This window comes from Methylobacterium sp. yr668 (assembly GCF_900116245.1).
Classification (GTDB): Bacteria; Pseudomonadota; Alphaproteobacteria; order Rhizobiales; family Beijerinckiaceae; genus Methylobacterium.
In genome coordinates this window covers 294,430-312,894 of sequence record NZ_FOZY01000001.1, presented here as the reverse complement: position 1 = coordinate 312,894, position 18,465 = coordinate 294,430, and the positions used below count along the sequence as shown (strand labels likewise).

The 18,465-nt window shown below is 73.1% G+C and carries 22 protein-coding genes; 6 read left to right on the top strand and 16 right to left on the bottom strand.

What is annotated here, in order from left to right; all coding sequences use genetic code 11:
* Nucleotides 1-7 precede the first annotated feature (7 nt).
* The 5 genes from BM419_RS01470 to BM419_RS01450 form a co-directional block, all read right to left on the bottom strand.
* Complete coding sequence (locus tag BM419_RS01470; protein ID WP_082557710.1) at nt 8-349, bottom strand: hypothetical protein; 342 nt, start codon at nt 347-349, stop codon at nt 8-10.
* Nucleotides 350-390: 41 nt separating this feature from the next.
* Complete coding sequence (locus tag BM419_RS01465; RefSeq protein WP_091924460.1) at nt 391-1,902, bottom strand: DUF2336 domain-containing protein; 1,512 nt, start codon at nt 1,900-1,902, stop codon at nt 391-393.
* Nucleotides 1,899-3,008 (bottom strand): lytic transglycosylase, encoded by a 1,110-nt coding sequence (locus BM419_RS01460; RefSeq protein ID WP_042672862.1) that lies wholly within the window; start codon nt 3,006-3,008, stop codon nt 1,899-1,901. Before BM419_RS01460 ends, BM419_RS01465 begins: the two co-directional genes overlap by 4 nt.
* 89 nt (nt 3,009-3,097) lie before the next feature.
* The gene (locus BM419_RS01455) at nt 3,098-3,727 is read right to left on the bottom strand and encodes a flavin reductase family protein (RefSeq protein ID WP_020091635.1); all 630 of its coding nucleotides are present in this window, start codon (nt 3,725-3,727) and stop codon (nt 3,098-3,100) included.
* An 11-nt stretch (nt 3,728-3,738) separates the two neighbouring features.
* A complete protein-coding gene (locus BM419_RS01450) occupies nt 3,739-4,302 on the bottom strand; it encodes a nitroreductase family protein (RefSeq protein ID WP_042672863.1) in 564 nt (187 codons plus the stop codon).
* 153 nt (nt 4,303-4,455) lie between these two features.
* Between BM419_RS01450 and BM419_RS01445 the strand changes: the two genes are divergently transcribed.
* The gene (locus tag BM419_RS01445; protein ID WP_026604700.1) at nt 4,456-5,373 is read left to right on the top strand and encodes a hypothetical protein; all 918 of its coding nucleotides are present in this window, start codon (nt 4,456-4,458) and stop codon (nt 5,371-5,373) included.
* A 30-nt stretch (nt 5,374-5,403) separates the two neighbouring features.
* On the opposite strand, the gene BM419_RS01440 is transcribed toward BM419_RS01445, so the two are convergent.
* On the bottom strand, nt 5,404-6,291 hold the full coding sequence (locus tag BM419_RS01440; RefSeq protein WP_091924457.1) for a DMT family transporter: 888 nt from the start codon (nt 6,289-6,291) through the stop codon (nt 5,404-5,406).
* A gap of 279 nt (nt 6,292-6,570) precedes the next feature.
* On the opposite strand from BM419_RS01440, the gene BM419_RS01435 reads away from it, so the two are divergent.
* The gene (locus BM419_RS01435) at nt 6,571-6,969 is read left to right on the top strand and encodes a PRC-barrel domain-containing protein (protein WP_020091631.1); all 399 of its coding nucleotides are present in this window, start codon (nt 6,571-6,573) and stop codon (nt 6,967-6,969) included.
* Nucleotides 6,970-7,020: 51 nt separating this feature from the next.
* Here BM419_RS01435 and BM419_RS01430 read toward each other — a convergent pair whose 3' ends face one another.
* Entirely contained in the window at nt 7,021-7,263 is a 243-nt protein-coding gene (locus tag BM419_RS01430) for a hypothetical protein (protein ID WP_020091630.1), read from the bottom strand.
* Between the two features lie 281 nt (nt 7,264-7,544).
* Between BM419_RS01430 and BM419_RS01425 the strand changes: the two genes are divergently transcribed.
* The 4 genes from BM419_RS01425 to BM419_RS32240 all read left to right on the top strand — a co-directional run bounded on the left by BM419_RS01425 (nt 7,545) and on the right by BM419_RS32240 (nt 8,986).
* Nucleotides 7,545-8,039: an HD domain-containing protein gene (locus BM419_RS01425; RefSeq protein WP_020091629.1), complete on the top strand. Its 495-nt coding sequence runs from the start codon at nt 7,545-7,547 to the stop codon at nt 8,037-8,039.
* A 109-nt stretch (nt 8,040-8,148) separates the two neighbouring features.
* Nucleotides 8,149-8,355 (top strand): hypothetical protein, encoded by a 207-nt coding sequence (locus tag BM419_RS01420; RefSeq protein ID WP_020091628.1) that lies wholly within the window; start codon nt 8,149-8,151, stop codon nt 8,353-8,355.
* A 120-nt stretch (nt 8,356-8,475) separates the two neighbouring features.
* Nucleotides 8,476-8,733, top strand: a complete 258-nt coding sequence (locus BM419_RS01415; protein ID WP_042672868.1) for a hypothetical protein — start codon at nt 8,476-8,478, stop codon at nt 8,731-8,733.
* A gap of 94 nt (nt 8,734-8,827) precedes the next feature.
* Nucleotides 8,828-8,986, top strand: a complete 159-nt coding sequence (locus BM419_RS32240; protein ID WP_165923055.1) for a hypothetical protein — start codon at nt 8,828-8,830, stop codon at nt 8,984-8,986.
* A gap of 185 nt (nt 8,987-9,171) precedes the next feature.
* Here the strand turns inward: BM419_RS32240 and BM419_RS01410 are convergent, their stop codons facing one another.
* From BM419_RS01410 to BM419_RS01365, 9 genes are all read right to left on the bottom strand, one after another.
* The gene (locus BM419_RS01410) at nt 9,172-9,360 is read right to left on the bottom strand and encodes a hypothetical protein (protein ID WP_020091625.1); all 189 of its coding nucleotides are present in this window, start codon (nt 9,358-9,360) and stop codon (nt 9,172-9,174) included.
* A gap of 344 nt (nt 9,361-9,704) precedes the next feature.
* A complete protein-coding gene (locus BM419_RS01400; protein ID WP_042672873.1) occupies nt 9,705-11,393 on the bottom strand; it encodes a methyl-accepting chemotaxis protein in 1,689 nt (562 codons plus the stop codon).
* 227 nt (nt 11,394-11,620) lie between these two features.
* On the bottom strand, nt 11,621-12,118 hold the full coding sequence (locus tag BM419_RS01395; protein WP_042672875.1) for a DUF3617 domain-containing protein: 498 nt from the start codon (nt 12,116-12,118) through the stop codon (nt 11,621-11,623).
* Nucleotides 12,119-12,330: 212 nt separating this feature from the next.
* Nucleotides 12,331-13,599: an MSMEG_0569 family flavin-dependent oxidoreductase gene (locus BM419_RS01390; RefSeq protein WP_091924454.1), complete on the bottom strand. Its 1,269-nt coding sequence runs from the start codon at nt 13,597-13,599 to the stop codon at nt 12,331-12,333.
* Nucleotides 13,596-14,777, bottom strand: a complete 1,182-nt coding sequence (locus tag BM419_RS01385; RefSeq protein WP_042672879.1) for an MSMEG_0565 family glycosyltransferase — start codon at nt 14,775-14,777, stop codon at nt 13,596-13,598. Before BM419_RS01385 ends, BM419_RS01390 begins: the two co-directional genes overlap by 4 nt.
* Complete coding sequence (locus BM419_RS01380) at nt 14,774-15,769, bottom strand: sll0787 family AIR synthase-like protein (protein WP_042672881.1); 996 nt, start codon at nt 15,767-15,769, stop codon at nt 14,774-14,776. Before BM419_RS01380 ends, BM419_RS01385 begins: the two co-directional genes overlap by 4 nt.
* Nucleotides 15,766-16,311, bottom strand: a complete 546-nt coding sequence (locus BM419_RS01375) for an MSMEG_0567/Sll0786 family nitrogen starvation N-acetyltransferase (RefSeq protein ID WP_042672886.1) — start codon at nt 16,309-16,311, stop codon at nt 15,766-15,768. Before BM419_RS01375 ends, BM419_RS01380 begins: the two co-directional genes overlap by 4 nt.
* The gene (locus tag BM419_RS01370) at nt 16,308-17,411 is read right to left on the bottom strand and encodes an MSMEG_0568 family radical SAM protein (protein WP_091924450.1); all 1,104 of its coding nucleotides are present in this window, start codon (nt 17,409-17,411) and stop codon (nt 16,308-16,310) included. The genes BM419_RS01375 and BM419_RS01370 overlap by 4 nt, the downstream gene beginning before the upstream one ends.
* The gene (locus tag BM419_RS01365; protein ID WP_042672882.1) at nt 17,365-18,441 is read right to left on the bottom strand and encodes a Nit6803 family nitrilase; all 1,077 of its coding nucleotides are present in this window, start codon (nt 18,439-18,441) and stop codon (nt 17,365-17,367) included. Before BM419_RS01365 ends, BM419_RS01370 begins: the two co-directional genes overlap by 47 nt.
* Nucleotides 18,442-18,465: the final 24 nt, after the last annotated feature.

The window sequence follows — 18,465 nt, the reverse complement described above, 5'->3', positions numbered from 1 at the left end:
TGAGCCGTCAGAGCACGAAACGCCCGAGCTCGTTCGCCGGGAAGGTTCGGAAGCGCCGGTATCCGCCCTGCACGGCCTGGGCGAGGGACGCGACGCCCGCGAGATCGCCCGCCTCGGCCCTGCGGGAATCCGCTTCGGTCAGGACGAGGCCCACCGTGATCGAGACCGCGCTGATCGCGACCGGCACGGCGAGAACGTGTCGGCCGGTCAGCCCGTCGGAGGCGACCACGTCGACCGCGTAGAGGCTGAACAGGTAGGCACGCTCCGCGATCAGCGTCCGCGCCTCCGCCAGGACGTAGCGAGGCTCCTCCCCCGGCAGCCGGCGATATCGGGAGATGTCCGGTGCCATCGCTCCCCCGAGCGGCGAGCCTTGGCGGATTCCTGCGGCGATCAGGCGGCGATCCGCTCCGGCTTATCCTCGCTCGCGGCCGGCTCCGGCCCGGCGGGGTCCCGGCTGGCGCGGAAATGATCGAGGATGCTGTCGCCCAGACCGTCGAGCACGAAGTCGGTCGCGGCCTGGACCTCGGGGTCGACCTCCTCGGGCCGGTACCAGGCCAGGATCTGCTCGGGCAGCGCGTCGAGGATCGCGCCCACCGGGTTGACCGGCTCGGCCTCGGCAGGCCCGTCCGCGGCGTCGGCGATCGCCACGACGACCGGGGTCGCCGTATCGGTCTCCTCCGCGAAGGCGGTCCGGCGCTGGCTCTCCAGAGCGGCGCGCCACGCGGCGTCGGCGGCCTCGGCCTCCCGGCGGGCGGTCTCGCGCGCCAGCGCCTGCGCGGCGATGGCGCGGGCCACCTCGCGGGCCTCGTCGCGGGCCGCCTCGGCCTCGTAGCGGTTGAGCAGCGTGATGACCGGGTGCATCTCCGGATCCGACAGGTCGCCGCAGGCTCCGATGGCGGATTCGATGAGGCGCCGCGACAGGCCGGTGCCCCGGACCGGGGCCGCCGCGCGGGCGAGTTCATGCCAGGCGGAGAGCGCCGCCTGCATCGCCGGCAGGAGCGCTTCGGGCAGCCCGGCGCGGTCGTGCAGGTCCGCGAACAGGCGCGGGTCGCGCATGGCCCGGGCGACCCCGGCATGATCCTGCCCCGACAGATCGGCCAGGGCGGCGAGCGCGAAGTCCGTCCGGCCCGAGAGCACGGCGCGCAGGATCAGGCCCGCAGTCAGCTGCCGGCTTGCGCGCAGATGGGTCACTAGCCGCGTCACGGCGGCCGCGCCGAAGCCCTCGCAGGCCTCGAGCGCGACGCGCTCGCCGGCCTCGCGGCTCATCCGGTCCAAGCGCTCGGCGCCGAGCCAAGCGCGGTCGGTGACGAAGTCGGTGAGCGCCCGCGCCACCGCGATCCCGAGGGCATGGCGCACCTCCGGCGGCAGGTCGGCGCGGGCGAGGAGCGCCTCGCGCAGGGCGGCCTCGTCGCCGCGGCGCTCGATCATGCGCAGCATCCGGCCCGCGGTGATCTTCGCCGTCGGATTGGCCGCGAGTACGACCAGCGTGTCGGTCTCGCCGATCTCCGCCAGGGCGCCCGCGACCGCGTGCGAGAGGTGGTGCCGGGCGGCGATCACCGCGCGGGTGGCCTCGTCGCCGAGGGCGGCCGCGTCCACGAGGTCGGCGTCGGTGAGGACCGGCGAGCGGGCGAGCACCGGCCGCGCCACCTCGGGAACGTCGGAAGACAGAGCGACGACCAGCGGGCGCGGCGCCCGCGCCGAGGCCGCGCAGGTCTCGGCGAGCGCCCGGCGCACGAGCGGCGACGGGTCGTCAAGGAGCGCGAGCAGCGCGGTCTTGGCCTCCCAGGCTGCGTCGGCGCCCAGGTCGCCGTAGAGGTAGGTCCGGGCCAGCGTCGCGGTCGCCTCGGCCCGGCGCTCGGCCGAGGCGTCCTGCGTCCAGGCCAGAAAGTCGCGGATGATCATCGACCGCTCCGGGGGGCGAACAGGCTGGTCCTGCTGCCGGACATGGACGCCGCGGCCGCGAGTTCCGCGGGTCGGCGGGGCGGCAGCGGCGGATTGAGGAGGGCGGCGCCCGGCGGCGTCGCCGCCGGTCCGGCCGTTGCGCCCGTGACGGCACCCGTGATGGCACCCGTGACGGCGGGCTCCGCGACGGCGACGCGCGGTGGCGGCTCGGCGTCGGAGCGCGGGAAATAGGTTGGCGCCGCGTGCTGCACCGGCGCGGCGCTGTTGCGCGCCTGCCAGAGACGGGCCGCGGCGTCGGAGGCCGCGCCGCGCTGGTCTGTCTGGAACAGGCTGCGCAGGTCCGAGGTCCCGCCGAACGCGGTCGCCGTGCTGGCGTAGGCCGAGACGGCCTGCGGCGCCGCGGCGCCGTCCTGGCGCAGGCCGGTGAGGTCGGTGGCCGCGGCGCCCTGGGCCGCCGCCGAGAGGCTGGCATAGAGTTCGGCAGCACTCCGCGGCCGGCCGGCGCGGTCGTAGAACAGCGCCCGGTTGGCACCGGCCGCCTCCGGCAGGTCGAGGGCGGCGGCGCGCTCGGGGAAGGCGCGGGCGGTCGAGATCAGGGCGGCCGCGCCCTTCGCGCCCAGCACGTGGGCCGCGTAGAGATCGCCCGCGGTCGGCTCGCGACCGAGGGCGCCCGTGAGGGCGTCGGCATTCTGCTGGGTCAGCGCGCCGGCCAGCGTCGCGGAGATCTTGGGATCGCGGCGCAGGTCGAGGATCGCCTGCCGCTGGCCCGCGTCGGGAACCGTGTAGGTGCCGTCCGACTGCCGGGTGATCGCGTCGGCCTGCGCCTGCAGGCCGAGCCGCGGCCCGGCATTCTTCATCACGCCGAGCCAGGTCTGCTCGATGAACTGGAACAGGCCGGTGGCCGAGGAGGTGCCGGCCTTGGCGGCGGGATCGAGGGCGGATTCGCGCCGCGCCGTGGCGAGGAGATAGTCGAAGCCGACGCCGCTCGCCGTCGCTCCGTCGCGGATGGCCTGGACCACCGGCCCGGAGGCGGGCGTGCCCGGCAGCGCCCGCGCCTGGGGCGGCGGGCTCTCCGGTGGGCTCGACGGCGTGGTGAACAGGAACATCCGGGCGGGCACGGTGCTGGAGACCGCCCGAACCTGCGCCCGCTATGGTAAACAAGTCCTCAATCGGCCGCGCGCGGCCGGTTCCTGTTTCAGGACCCGGTGAACTCCCCCGCGCCCTTCGGCCGGCGCATCTGGAAGCGCGTGTCGGCGGTGGCGTGGAAGTAGTCGAAGTACCCGCCGCGCATGATCGGGTGCATCGCCGCCGTATCGACCATTCCGTCCGCGACGTAACGTTCGTCGACGTAGATCGATACCACCTGCCCGATCACCAGGAAGTTCTCCGCCTCCCCGCCCGAGAGGGGCACCAGCGGCACGGTCTGGAGCCACCGGCACTCCAGGGCCGCCGGCGAGGCGGCCACGCGCGGCGGCCGCACCTTCTGCGAGGGCGCGGTCTCCAGGTTGGCGAAGGCGAACTCGCTCGTTCCGCGCGGCAGCGGCGCCGAGGAATCGTTCATCCCGTCGCGCAGGTCCCAGGTGGCGAGGCTGCAGACGAATTCCCGGCCCTCCTCGGCGAAGGTCATCGCGTCCTTCCGGCCCGAGGAGGAGAACGCGACCATGTTGTCGGCCACGGCGTTGAAGAACGAGTAGGGCGCGAGGTTGAGCGCGCCCGCGCGGTTCATGGCGCTGATCCATCCGATCGGTCGCGGCGCGACGATGGCCTTCAGCGGGTTGTGCGGGAGGGCGCGCGACTCGCGCGGCAGATCGAGGTCGTAGTGCACGGCCGGTCCCTTCAGAGGTAGGTGACGATCTCGTCGAGGGCCGGCCGCGGCCGGTCAGAGGGCACCTCGCGCGCCCGGCCGATATGGACGAAGCCGGCGAGCTTCTCGGTGGGCGCGAGGCCGAGGGCGTCGAGCACGCGGCGGTCGTAGGCGAACCACTCGGTCAGCCACGACGTGGCGAAGCCGGCGGCGTTCGCGGCGATCACGAGGTTCATGGTGGCGGCACCGGCGGAGAGCACCTGCTCCCAGTCCGGGATCTTCACGTGCGGGCCCGCCCGCGAGACCACCGCGACGACGACCGGCGCGTGGGTCAGGCGGGCGCGTTCCTGCGCGAGCCGCTCGGGCGCCGCGTCGGGATTGTCGGCCGCGAAGGTCGCCGCGATGACCTCGCCCACCTTCGCCCGGGCCTTGCCGGCGATGACGATGAAGCGCCAGGGCGCGAGCTTGCCGTGGTCGGGCACCCGCGAGGCGGCCGTCAGGATGGTGTCCAGCTGCGCCCGGTCGGGCCCGGGCTCGTCCAGCAGCGCCGGCGGCACCGAGCGGCGGGTCTTCAGGAGATCGAGGGTGGCGGTCATGCGCTCCGTCCCGGTATCGCGTCCCGACCGGGATGTGGCATGCGCGGGCCGCCGGTGGAAGAGCGGCCTTGCCGCCGCCACGGTCAGGAGTCAGAGGCAGGCCCGGACGATCCGGTGTCGCGACCGGCGAGACGAGCAGAGAAGGGCCGACCGATGCGCATGAGGCTTGCAGCGACCGCGCTGGCGATGCTCGCCGCCGGCCCGCCGGCCGCGCTCGCGCAGCAGGACCCGTTCCAGAACCGGCTCGGCGGCGCCCTGCCCTCGCCGTCGATCACGACCCCGAACCTGCCGCCGTCCCTGCCCCCGGCCGAGCCGGACGCGCAGCTGTCTCTGTCGGCGCTCCTGTCCGGACCGGGCACGGCCCTGCGCCAGGGGCTCGCGTGGCGGATCTACGAGGATCGCGGCGACGGCACGCGGCCGTCGATCGTCGCCCGCTCGACCGAGGCCGAGCCGCATTTCACCCTTGCGCCGGGCGCCTACGTGGCGACCGTGACCTACGGCTTCGCCAGCGCCTCGAAGCGGATCGTGATGGGCGGGCAGCCGACGACCGACACGCTGCGGGTGGCCGCCGGCGCCCTGAAGCTGGCGGGCGCGGTGGGCGATCAGAAGATCCCGCCCGGTCAGGTGATGTTCTCGGTCTTCGTCCCGGTGGGGACCAATTCCGAGGGCCGGCTCGTGCGCGCCGGCATCAAGACCGGCGAGCTGCTGCGCCTGCCGGAGGGCACGTACCACGTCGTCTCGACCTACGGAGAATCGAACGCGATCCAGCGCGCGGACCTGCGCGTCGAGAACGGCAAGGTCACGGAGGCGACACTCAACCACCGCGCCGCGACGGTGACCCTGAAGCTCGTCGCCGCCCCCGGCGCCGAGGCCTTCGCGGGCACCGCCTTCTCGGTCCTGACCCCCGGCGGCGACACGATCCGCGAGGCGATCGGCGCCTTCCCGCAGGTCACCCTGGCGGAGGGCGACTACGTGCTGATCGCCCGCCACGACGGGCAGGTCTACACCCGGGAGTTCAAGGTCGAGAGCGGGCTCGACCGCGACATCGAGGTCGTGGCGAAGTCCGGCTGACGCTCCCGGGCCGACGGCTCCGCGCCGTTCTCAGGCGAAGCGCCGCGCCAGCGCCACGCAGGCGGCGACGGCCAGCGCGGCGGCGATCATGGCGGGCTCGATGCGCTCGCCGAGGACCAGCGCGGCCACGCCGAGGCCCAGGAACGGCTGCAGCAGCTGCAGCTGGCCGACCGCCGCGATGCCGCCGCGCGCCAGGGCGCGGTACCAGAACACGAAGCCGATGAGCATGCTGAACAGCGCGACGTAGCCGAGGCCCGCCCAGGCCGGCAGCGGGATCGCCGTCAGCTCGGCCGGCCGGAGCAGCAGCGCGAGGGGCAGGCTCACGGGCAGCGACAGGACGGTGGCCCAGGCGATCACCTGCCAGCCGCCCAACCGGCGGGCCAGGACGCCGCCCTCGGCGTAGCCGAGCCCGCAGAGCAGGATCGCGGCCAGCATGAAGGCGTCGCCGGGACCCGGCGGACCGTCGAGCCCCCGCGCGGCGAAGCCGACCGTGACCAGCGCGCCGGTGATCGAGAGCAGCCAGAAGATCGGTGACGGCCGCTCGCCGGAGCGCAGCGCGCCGAACAGGGCGGTGGCGAGGGGCAGCAGGCCGACGAAGACGGTGCCGTGCGCGGCGCCGACCGTGCGCAGGGCCAGGGCGGTGAGGAGCGGGAAGCCGACCACGACGCCCGCCGCCACGATGGCGAGCGCCGGGAGATCGGTCCGGCGCGGGCGCGCCTGCCGGAGCGCCAGCAGGGCGGCCGCGCCGGCGAGGCCGGCGAGCGCCGCCCGGGCCGCGCTGAGGAACAGGGCGTCCATGCCGGTCAGCGCGAGGCGCGTCGCGACCAGCGACGCGCTGAAGATCGCGACGCCGATGAGGCCGTCCACCCAGGCGCCGGTCGCCGGTCCGCGCGTCGTCTCGATCACTCCCCCCGCCACGGATGTCCCCTCCCGATACGTGCGGGTCCCGGCATGCCGTGCCGGGGTGCGGCCGGCCAGGAACGGTCGGGGCGCCGCCGGCCAATCTGTCCCGGTCGATCTTCGATACAGTTGGCCACCCCGTTCACCGCGCCGGAGCCTCGTGAGGGGTGTCGCCGCGCGGGTCGCGCGCCGGCCGAAGGTTCCATGTTCCGCGCATTAACATTTCCGTGCAGTCGCGGAACGATGCGCGCGAGGCGGCCATTTCAGACCACCCATACCGGGCCACTGGAGTACACCATGCGCCGCCTCGTCATCGCCGCCTTCGCCGCCGCCGCCCTCGCCGGGCCCGCGCTCGCCGCCAACGAGGCGCCGCAGACGGTCGCGCCCAAATTCGAGACCGTGCCGCAGGACGCGGTGCTCAGCTACAACCTCATCGGCCTCAACGTGACCGACGCGCAGAACAACACGGTCGGCGAGATCAAGGACCTCGTGATCGATCACGGGAAGCTGGCCGGTTACATCGTCTCGGTGGGCGGCTTCCTCGGCCTGGGCGAGCGCTACGTCGCGGTCTCGCCGAGCTCGATCGCGCTGGGCTACGACGCCGACGCGAAGAAGTGGAAGGCCATCATCGGCGCCAGCAAGGACCAGCTGAAGGCGGCGCCGGAGTTCAAGTACGAGGGCAAGTTCAAGCGCTGAGGCGCACCGCCGCGGCCGGGCCCAGCGCCCGGCCGACCCGGCGCCCCGCATTCAGACGGAGGCGTCGAGGGCCTGTCGCGCCAGGCGGGCGACGAGGGCCTCCCGCTTGGCTTGGCGCAGCACGATCCGCGCCGCGGCCCGCGCGTTGGACGCGCGCAGCTCGGCCCGCGGGCCGCCGTCGCGAAGGGCGCGCCACGCCAGCGCGCGGAACCAGCGGACGTTGGCCAGCGCCGCCGCCCTGCGGCTCAGCGGCCCGCCGACATCCAGCGGCTTCTCGAGTGTTCCGGACGTCATGGTCTCGATCCTGAAGCGCGACTCGCCGCTTGTCCGATTATGGAACAACAGATGGCGATTCCACGGGAGCTGAGCAATAGTGTTGCCAACGTGAACTTTTGAATCGAGCGCGAAGACTGCGCATCCACGAAATGAGGTAGTCCCGCCCCGGGACGGCATCCGGCGACGAGGAGCCCCGCGGCGGGCGACCCGGCGGGAACGCCGCGGCGGGGACCCGACTTCCCGGAACGGGAAGCCGGTGCGGCGCCGATCCGGGCCGGTCGATCTGGAGAGCCGGTCGCGTGCCGACGATTTTCGATGCCCATACCTTCGCCCTCACGGCGCATGCGGGTCAGCTCGACAAGGGCGGCGAGCCGTGCATGCGGCACCTGGAACGCGTCGCGAACGCCGCCCAGACCCGGGCCGGTCACGCCCGACTCATCGACGGGCTCGACATCGACCCGATGCGAGTCATGCAGGCGGCGCTCCTGCACGATGTGCTGGAGGACACGCCGCGTACGGCGGCGGACCTCCGCGCCGCCGGCTTCGAGGCCGACATCGTCGAGACGGTGACGCTTCTCACGAAGCCGCAGAGTCGGATCGCTTATTCCGAGCGGATCACCACCCTGATCGCGGCCGGCAACCTCGCCGCGCTGCTGATCAAGATGTCCGATACCGAGGACAACCTCTGCCCGACCCGGATCCCGCCCAACGCCGCGTTCCTGCGCGAGCGCTACGCGACGGCGTTCGAGCGCCTGAAGGCGGCGGCGGCGGCGCGCGGGTACACCGGCCGCTGAGCACCAACCCAGGCGGGGAACATTCGCGCGAGCGTCCGGTAGATCCTGCAACGCCCGGGCTGTCTGCCGAGGTTCCGGACCCGGGGATGTGAGTGCCGGAGAAGCGCCGATGACACCGTCGACCCGTTCACCCGCCGCGATCAGCGACGAGGGGCGCCACGCCCGCGACCGCGGCGATCCGATCACCGCCAACCCCTATCCGGCGGATTCGGAATCCTGGGCCACCTGGGATCGCGGCTACCGGATGCCCGACGAGCAGGCGCGCGCCGCCACCCCGGCTGCGGTCCGGGAGGACGCGCCACCGGAAGCATCGTGATCCGGGACCCGTGCCGGCCGGTCGGCGACGCGGTCGGAACAGCGGCGGTGGCGCGGGGTTGCCCGCACGACCGGTAACGGCTCCGCGAGAGCGATTGCCGGACCGAGAGGGAGATCCGCCATGAAGGTCACGAGTCTCGCCATCGCCGCCCTCCTCGCGGCCGCGATTCCCGCCACGGCAGCCGAGAATGCCGGCGGCGCGACCAGCCGGTCGGGCACGGCCAACAGCACCGGCCCGAGCGACGCGGGGTCCGGCTCGACACCCGGCGCCGCCGGGAGCGGCCCGTCGACCGGCTCGATGAGCCGCTCCGGCACGACGAACAGCACCGGTCCGAACGATGCCGGATCCGGCTCCAAGCCGCCGGCCGGCGGCCGCTGACCGGACCGCGTCGCGCAGCGAGCGGCGCGGAGATCCTGTTTGGCGATATCGCCAAACAGGATCTCCGCGCCCTCACACGCCAAAGGGAGGATCCATGCCGCTAGGCACCCGCATCGCACTCGCCGCCCTTCTGCTGCTCGGCCTCGCCGCCTGCGACGACAAGCAGGCGCAGAACAACACGCCGACGAAACCCGACTCCACCAAGATGGAGCCGCAGACCGACCAATCGGCGCCGAACACGCAGAAGCGCTAGAGCCGTTCCCGAACGGGGCAGGTGCGGACGGGGACGCTCGCCGAGCCGCCGCTGTTCGTTACGCGGGTCCGTTGCCTCTGTGGCGGAGGCCACACGTCTCTGCGGCCCGACCGGGGAACCCGGTCATCCGGACCGTCGCGACACCTCCGGGGTCGGCACCGGCGACGGCCGGGCATCCCGGGCGGTCAAGTCCGGATCGGCGAGGGACTTGTCTCGGATTGGCCGGTGGTTGCGCCGGTCGGCGGATCGCCGGACGGGTCGGCGATCAGCGGTACGGCGGCGCCGAAGCCGAGAGCCGCCTCGACGAGGATATCGTCGAGCGCGTCCGCGACCCACACGGCGCCGTCGAGGACGGATGTCAGGATTCGAGTCATCGGCACCTCCCTCCCGCATCCCGGGTCGCCGCCGCCGGACGGCGGCGACCCGGGATGCGGTCTTCAACCGGTTCGCACCCGCCGTCTCAGACGAAGTGCATCGGGAGGGCACGGTCCAGGATTTCGACGTAGGTCCCGGCGAGAACCGCGACGGTGGCGGCGGCGACGGCCGTGGCGAGGGCGAAGCGGGCAACGAGGGTCATGGAAGTCTCCATCAGGTCCGCGACTGTGTTCGCGGTGTAACCCTGATGTAAGCTCAAGCTTTCCCCGCCGAGGTGCTGCGGCACACCCCGGCGATGAACTGGCCGGAGCGGCCTATATCGCCGGGCTCCTCAGTCGGCGCGTCAGGCGGCGCGCACGGTCGCGAGGAACCGTCCGACCTCGGCGGACAGGTGCTCCGACTGGCGCGACAGCTCCGAGGCCGCGCCGAGAACCTGGCTCGCCGCCGCGCCGGTCTCCTCCGCGGCGCCGGCCACGCCGGCGATGTTGCTGGTCACCTCGCCGGTGCCCTGCGCGGCCTGGGTCACGTTGCGGACGATCTCCTGCGTCGCCGCGCCCTGCTCCTCGACGGCGGCCGCGATCGAGGTGGCGACGCTGTTGATCTCGCGGATGCGCCCGGTGATCGTCCCGATGGCGGAGACCGCCTGACCGGTCACGCCCTGGATCCGGCCGATCTGACTGGAGATCTCCCCGGTCGCGCGGGCGGTCTGCTCCGCCAGCGCCTTCACCTCGGAGGCGACGACCGCGAAGCCGCGGCCCGCCGCGCCCGCGCGGGCGGCCTCGATCGTGGCGTTCAGCGCCAGGAGATTGGTCTGACCGGCGATCGAGGAGATCAGGCCCACCACGTCGCCGATCTTGGCGACGGCGCCGCTGAGTTCCTGCACGAGGGCGCCGGTCTCGTCCGCCTCGCCGGCGGCGGAGCGGGCCAGCTCGGCCGAACCCTGGACCTGGCGCCCGATCTCCTGGACGGAGGCGCCGAGTTCCTCGGCGGCGGCCGCGACGGTGCTGACGTTCGAGGCAGCCTCCTCGGCGGCGGCCGCGACCGCCCCCGACTGCGCCGAGGTCTGACCTGCCATGGCCGACATGGAGCCGGCGGTGGCCTGCAGCTCGGTCGCGGAGGCCGAGACCTGCCCGACGATGCCGCCGACCGCCGCCTCGAAGCTGTCGGCCATCTGGCGCATGCCGATCCGGCGCTGCTCCTCGGCGGCGAGGCGCGCCTGCGCGGTCTCGGCCTCCAGCGCCTTCATCTGGATAAGGCCCTGCTTGAACACCGCGACGGCCGACGCGATGGTGCCGATCTCGGTCTTCTCGCCCTGATGCGGGATCTCGGCCGACAGGTCGCCGGCGATCAGCGCCTGCATCGGCCGCACCACCGCGGCGATGCCGCGGGTGACGCCGAGGACGATGATCACGCCCGACAGAACGGAGACCGCAACGGCGAGAGCGATCGCGACGAGGCTCACCGTCCAGGTCTCGTTGAAGACGGCGGTGCCCTGGGCCTGCGCGGCATCGGCGCCGGCGTTGTTGATGGCGATCAGCTTCTCGAGAGCCTTGGAAGCAGCGCGGCGCGGGATGAGGCCCTTCGTCTCGTAGAGCTGATAGGCCTCGGTCTTCTTCCCGGCCCGCGACAGGTCGACGACGTCGTTGCGCACCGCCGTGAAGGTCTGAGATTCCTGGTTGAACGCGTCGAAGAGCGACCGCTCTTCGGGCGAGCTGAGCAGGCCCTTGTAGACGGCGACCCGGTCGGCCAGCTTCCGGTCGAAGCTGTCCATATCCCTCTCGATGCTGACGAGCAGCGCCGGATCGGTCGCCTGCGTGTGCCGCAGGAGAAGGCCGCTGCTGCGGGCGGTCAGCGTGTCGATCTCGCCCAGCGCCCGGATGCTCGGCAGCCAGTTCGTATCGATCTCGACCGCCTGCTCGCGCAATTTGCGCGTACTCACGAGCCCGAGCGCGCCGAGCCCGATCACGAAAACGGTCAGGACCGAGAAGGCCACGACCAGCTTTGTACGAATGGAGACACTCTGTAGCGACACGGCGGCCTCGACGGAGCCGAATAGAACAATTCTGCGGCTGCACGGCGCACGATTAGCGAAATGTATTTAATATCCGCTAATCAGACCTTCCCCTGCCTCGCGGGCTGTCGCTCGCCGTCTCACGGAGGGATGCCGGTTTCGCGGCATGGATCTCCGCGGCGGCGCCCAGGGGGACGCGGGGCGGCACCCGACGGGCTCGCCCGCGCCCGAGGCGCCTGCCGGTGTGCCTATCGGGCCGCCGGTTGGGGCATCTTCACGATCTTGCCGTCGGGCAGGATGATGTCGCCCGGGCTCTGTCCGGCCGCGCAGGGACCGATGTAGGTGGCGTCGATCACCATCTGGCGTCGCACGGGCTCCTTGGCGTTCGGCATGCCGGTCAGCGTCGTATCCACCTCCATGTGGATCTTGCTGTTGAAGTCGCCGCTGATCTCAGTCGTGCCCGCGGCCGAGATCGGGCCGAGCTTGCACTCGGTCTCGCCCTTGTAGCCGGTGCTCGTCTTGACGATGGTGCGCTTCGCGCAGTTCTGGCCGCCCCCGAACGCGGCTTGCGCGATCTGATCGGTCTTCTCGTCGATGCATTGACGCGCGGTCGTGTTGCCGTCGGGCGACGTGGTCTTGCTCTCCCACAGGCCGGCCTTGCGTGCCGGCAACGTCTCGGCGGAGGCCACACTGGTCATCACGGACAGAATCGCCGCAATTCCGATACCGACGGTACGTGCTCGCATGGATGATCCCTGGCTCTGACGCGACTCAGGCGCCGCAACGGGGCGTGGCTAACCGATGCGATACAGGCGAACAAGTCGATCCTGGACCAGCGTTCGCTCCGGAACACTGGAGGGGATCGGCACTTCGGCCGCGGATACCCGGCTTGAGCGGTCCGAATGCCGGGATGACTGAGGGGAGGTTTCGCCCGGGTTCGACCGGATGATGATTCGGCTCACACCGCCCGCTTCAGGCCGACCGCACCGGCGCCGAGACGCGCCTCGATCACCTGCACGATGTACTCGGCGTCGCGGCCGACCGCGCCGAAGCGGCCCGAGCCCCACGTGTTCAGCCAGGGCAGGCCGATGAAGGAGATGCCCGCCTCGGCCGTGACGCCGCGCCTGTGCTTCGGCTGGCCGGCGCCGTTGAACACGGACGCGTCGAGCCACCGGAAATCCGGCGCGAAGCCGATGCACCAGACCACGCTGGCGATGCCGGACCCTTCGAGGGGGAGCGCGGTGACCGGCTCGCCCGGCTCCCAGACCGGAGCGTAGGGCGCCTGGACCGGCGCCGCGATGCCGGCCGCGTCGATATGGGCATCGATGGCCGCGTTGATGCCGTTGTAGGTCCGGTCGGCCTGGTCGAGCGCGGGCCGGAGGTTGTCCCGGAAGCGGAGCGCGCCCGCCGCGTAGTCCTCGAGGACGCCGTAGAGCGCCATGCCCTCCAGGGCGAAGCGGCGCAGGTCGACGTCCCGGCCGCCGTCGCGGCCGGTCACGTAGTGGTTGGTGTTGTCCCGGACGCCGTCGCGCAGCGGGTGATCGTCGACGGTCTTCTCGTAGTAGCCCATGTCGGCGAGCCATGCGACGACGTCGCGGCCGCGGTAGAAGCGGGCGCAGCGGGGCGCGTCGCCCACGGCGAGATGCACCTGCCGTCCGGCGAGATGCAGGTCCTCGGCGATCTGCGCGCCGGACTGCCCCGAGCCCACGACCAGGACCGCGCCGTCGGGCAGCTGCGCCGGGTTCCGGTACTGATTCGAGTGGATCTGGGTGATCGCGGGCGGCAGCTTCTCGGCCATGCGCGGGACGATCGGCGTGTGGTAGCCGCCGGAAGCCACCACGATCTCGTCCGCGGTGTAGTCGCCCTCCGAGGTCCGGACCGCGAACACGCCGTCGTCGCGCCGCGCCACGCGCGTGACCGCCACGCCCTCGCGGAGCGGCGGCCGCACCTTGGCAACGAAGGCCTTCAGGTAGGCGACGATCTCGTCCTTCCTCATGAACCCGTCCGGGTCCGGCCCGTCGTAGGGGTGGCCCGGCAGGTCGCATTGCCAGTTCGGGGTGACGAGGCAGAACGTGTCCCAGCGCTGCGTTGCCCAGGTGTGCGCGGCCGTGTGCTTCTCGAAGACGAGGTGCGCGATGCCGCGCTGCTTCAGGTGGTAGCTGACCGAGAGGCCGGCCTGGCCGCCGCCGACGACGGCGACGGGAACGTGACGGGTCGTTGTCGTCATGGCTGCAACTCCGTGAAGGCTGACGCGCCGCGGGCGCAGGCGGCGTAGGCGGCGCGGTGACGCGTCGCGCAGGCGCGCCAGGAATGGGCGGCCGCGCGCTCCAGCCCCGCCGCCCGCAGGCGGGCGCGGGTCCGCGGTTCCAGCGCCGCCGCCATGGCTCCAGCGATGCTGTCGGGGTCGGCGGGGTCGACGAACAGCGCGTCGGCCGGCGTCAGGTACTCGCTGAAGGGCGGTCGGTCGGAGACGATCGCCGGCGTTCCGCAGGCCATGGCCTCCAGAACGCAGAGGCCGAACCCCTCGGTCCAGGACGGGAAGGCCAGCAGGTCCGCGGTCCGGTAGAGCGCCGGCATGTCGGCCTGCGCGACGGGCCCCGTCTCGATGACGGCCGCGCCGCGGCCCACGTCCAGACCCGCGGCGACGAGGGTGGCGCGGCAGCGTTCGCGGTAGCGGGTGTGGTCGAGGAGCGAGGCGCCGCCCGCGACGACGAGTTGGGCGTGCGGGTGGCGCGTCCGCAGGCGCGCGAACCCCGCGATGATGCCGAGGCTGTTCTTGCGCTCCTCGAGGCCGCCGACGCTGAGGACGATCGGCCCCGCGCCGAGCCCCCAGCGCGCCCGCAGAGCCGCGTCGCCCTCCGCGGCCACGGGGCGATAGACCGACAGGTCGACCCCGTTGCCGACGATCCCGGCCTCGGCGCCGATCGCGTCCCGGATCCAGTCGGCCCACAGGCGGCTGACGCAGAGCAGCCGGCCGGCCTCGCGGATCGCGCGGTCCTGCCAGCCCGCGAGGACGGGGTCGGCGAAGCTGTCGACGTGGTGGACGGTCCGGACAAAGCCCGGGATCAGGCGCCGGTGCTTCAGGGTCGCGAGGGCGTTGCCGCCGATGCCGTCATGGGCGTGGAACACGTCGAAGTCGCGGGCCGCCGGGCTCGCGAAGTGGCGCAGGTAGTCGTGGATGCGGGCCCGCACGAGGTCGGTCGTCCCGCCCGCGACCGGCTCGGCGGCGACCGCCACGGTCGCGCAGGACGCGTCCCGGAAGAACCCGCGGCCGGACGGGTCGGGCGCGTGGACCACCGCCGCGTGACCGAGTTCGCACAGGGCCTCGGCGAGGGCGAGGCAGTGGGCGACGCCGCCGCGCGGGTTGGTGGAGTGGGTCAGGAGGGCGACGCGCAGCGGCTTCACGGCGTCGCCCCCGGTCCGTCCCTGCCGCAGCCGATCAGTGGGCCGGCGGCGAAGTCCCACACGACGGCCTCGGCGCCCGAGGCGTCCCGCAGCCGGACGGCCCGGCCGGCGTCGAGGCCCCCGATCCGGGCCGCCGCGATGCCGCGCTCGGCGAAGCGCGCGGTGACGGCCGCCGTGCGGTCGGGGCGGACGCTCACGAGGTAGCCGAAGCTCGGGAACGCCGTCAGCCAGCGCGCGAGCGGGACGTGGTCGGGACGCGGGATCGCGTCGAGGTCGATGACGCCGCCGACGGCGGAGCATTCGAGCAGCATCAGGGCCGTACCGACGACCCCCGCCATGCTGATGTCCTTGGCGGCGCCGGCCAGGCCGTCCTCGGCGAGGCCCGGCAGCAGGGCGAGGTCGCCGCGCAGCCGCGCGCCCGGCGCGCCGGTGGAGGCGTCCCAGTAGGGGTGCGGGTCGCGGAAGCGCCCGCGCAGGTCGATGGCGGCGACGAGGTCGTCGCCGGGCGCGGCGTCGAAGCTCGTCAGCAGGCGCGGTCCCGCCCGGCCGAGCACCGCGACCGCGAGGTTGCTGGCGGCCGCGCGGGTGTTGGTGTGGCCGCCGACCACCGGGACGCCATAGAGCGCGGCGGCGTCGGACAGGCCGGCCAGGATCGGGTCTGCGGCCCCGGCCTCCCGGGCCCAGAGGGCGTCGACGACGGCGAGCGGGCGCCCGCCCATGGCGGCGACGTCGCTCAGGTTGACCATGATCCCGCAATAGCCCGCGAAGTACGGATCGTCGGCCACGAAGCTGTCGAGGAAGCCCTCTATGGCCAGCAGCAGGTGCCCGTCGCCGTCGGGGATCGCCGCGCAATCGTCGCCGACCGGCACGGCCGCGTGCCGGCTCCCGAGCCCGAGCCGCCGCACCACCGCGTCGATGTCGCGCTTGTGGCCGACCCCGCGGGCCTCGCGGATCTGGCGGGCCAGCGCCCGGACGTCGATCCCGGCGGTCACGCGGCCCTGCGGAAGGTGAGGAGGCCGTGCTCGGGATCGTGCATCGGCGGGTAGGCCGCGAGGTCCGCCTCCATCAGGTGGTGGGGCCGCCCGTGCAGGTCCAGCGCGTCGAGGCTCTCCCAGTGCAGGGCCTCGAACAGCGCGACGTTGCCCTCTTGGACATGCGCAAGGAAGCGGGTGCAGCCCCGCGCGTGGGCCGAGGACACCGCGACCCGGATGAGGCCGGTGCCGAGGGCGGCGGCGCTGCGGAAAGGCTTGGCGACGGCGAGGCGCGAGCCCCACCACGTTCCCGGGCGCGCGCCGTCTTCGTGGATCCGCACGGTGCCGACGACGGCGTCCGCGTCGCCGCCGAGCGTCGAGAGGGCGCAGACCGGGATGGCGTGCGCGTCGATCGCGTCGCGATCGTCCGCCCTGAAGATCCCCTGCTCCGCGCAGAAGACCTGCCGCCGCAGGGCCGCGCAGGCGCGCCGCTCCCAGGGCGCGACCGCGAATTTTACCCGGAAGTGGCTGGGCCGGTACGGCGGAACGGGGTCGAACATCAGGCCGCCTCCCCCGCGCGCTCGTAGGTGGAGAGCGCCGAGCAGGCACCGCACCGGCCGCAGCCGGCCTTGATGTCGGTGGAGCGCAGGTTCGCCCGCCGCAGCATCTCCGCGAGCGGCTTCAGGACGGCGTGCATGAAATCGGGCCCGGGGGCCGGATGGCTCTCCAGCGGCGTGCCGGAGATCGGCACGAAGGGCACCACGAACGGGTAGACGCCCATCCCGATCAGCCGGTCGGCCATCGCGAGGATCGCCTCCGGCGCGTCGCCGAGGCCGGCGAGGATGTAGGTGGAGACCTGGCCGCGCCCGAAGATCGGGACAGCGGCCGCGAAGGCGTCGTAGTACCGCTCCAGCGGCACGCCCGCCTTGCCGGGCATGATCCGCGCCCGCACCTCGGGCGTGACGGCCTCGAGATGCATGCCCAGCGCGTCGATGCCCGAGGCCTTCATCCGCTCGAACCAGCGGTCGTCGTCGGGCGGCTCGCACTGGGCCTGGATCGGCAGGTCGACGGCCGCCTTCACCGCGAAGGCGCTCTCGCACAGGATCGCGGCGCCGCGGTCAGTGGCGTTCGGCGTGCCGGTGGTCATGACCATGTGCTTCACGCCGTCGAGCAGCACGGCGGCGCGGGCGACCTCGGCGAGCTGCTCGGGTGTCTTGCGGGCCACCGTGCGGCCGGCCGCCAGCGACTGGCCGATCGAGCAGAACTGGCAGGTCTTCGCGCGGCTCTGGTAGCGAATGCAGGTTTGCAGCACCGTGGTGGCCAGCACGTCGCGCCCGTGCAGGACGGCGATTTTCGCGTAGGGCACACCGTCGAAGGTGGAGAGGGCGTAGAAGCGCGGGCGGCCCGGGAAGGTGACGTGGCCGACCACAACGCCCGCGTGCTCGATCACCGCGATCCCGTCCGCGTCCGGCGGGCGCACGAGGAAGGGCGAGTCGAAGGCGGCCTCGGTGTGGACCGGCACCATCACGGTGCGGCCCGCGATGGTCATCGCCTTGTGGTCCGAGGGGCCGGCGCCGCCGCGGCGGCTCGGCGCGCCGGCGCGGCTGTCGGCGAGCCTAACGCCGCAGGATTGCAACGCGTTGATCAGGCGCTCCGTCGGCATCCCGATCAGGCCCGTCGGGGCCGTCGGGGATATGGGACGGCGCGTCGGAAGCGGGCTGCTGCTCATGGTCGGGGCTCCGGGGGGCGGTCTGCGAACGGGCCGGCCGCTGCACGAAGGCGGCCGGGCGGTCGTCGTGGAGCAGGCTGAGGAGCTCCGGCCGCGCGTAGTGGCCGACCGAGTCCATCATCCGCTTGCGCTTGGTCACCAGCGCGAGATCCATGTCGGCGATCAGGATGCCCTCGCCCGGTCCCAGGGGATCGGCGAGGTGCTTGCCCTCGGGCGACACGATGGCGGTGCAGTTCCCGCCGCGGCAGGCGCCGCGCAGGCGCTCGTCCGGGCAGACCTGCGCGACCTGCGCGTCGGTGAGCCAGCCGGTGGCGTTGACCACGAAGCAGGCCGCTTCCAGGGCGTGGTGGCGGATCGTCACCTCCATCTGATCGGCGAAGATCTGGCCGACGAGGGAGCCCGGGAACTGCGCGGCGTGGATCTCCTCGTGGCCCACCATCAGGGCGTAGCGGGCGAGCGGGTTGTAGTGCTCCCAGCAGGCGAGCGCCCCAACGCGGCCGACCGCCGTCTCCACCACGGCGAGGCTGGCGCCGTCGCCCTGCCCCCAGATCATGCGCTCGTGGTAGGTCGGCGTGATCTTCCGGCGCTTGAGCTTCAGGGCGCCGTCCGCGTCGAAGATCAGCTGCGCGTTGTAGAGCGATCCGTGATCGCGCTCGTTGACCCCGACCACGATCACGGCCCCGTGGCGCCGTGCGGCCGCGGAGACCGCCTGCGTCACCGGACCCGGCACGGCGACCGCGCGCTCGTAGAGGCGCAGGTGCTCGGGCCCCTGGAGCGCGGGCGGGAGAACGAACGAGAAGTAGGGATAGTAGGGCACGAAGGTCTCGGGGAAGACCATGAAGCGCGCGCCCTTGGCGGCGGCCTCGTCGACGGCGTTGAGCACGCGCTCCAGGGTGCCGTCCGGGCGGTCGAGGTCCGGCGCGATCTGGATGGCGGCAGCCCGCACGATCCGGGTCTCTGACATGGGTGGTCCTCCGGCTGAGCCAGC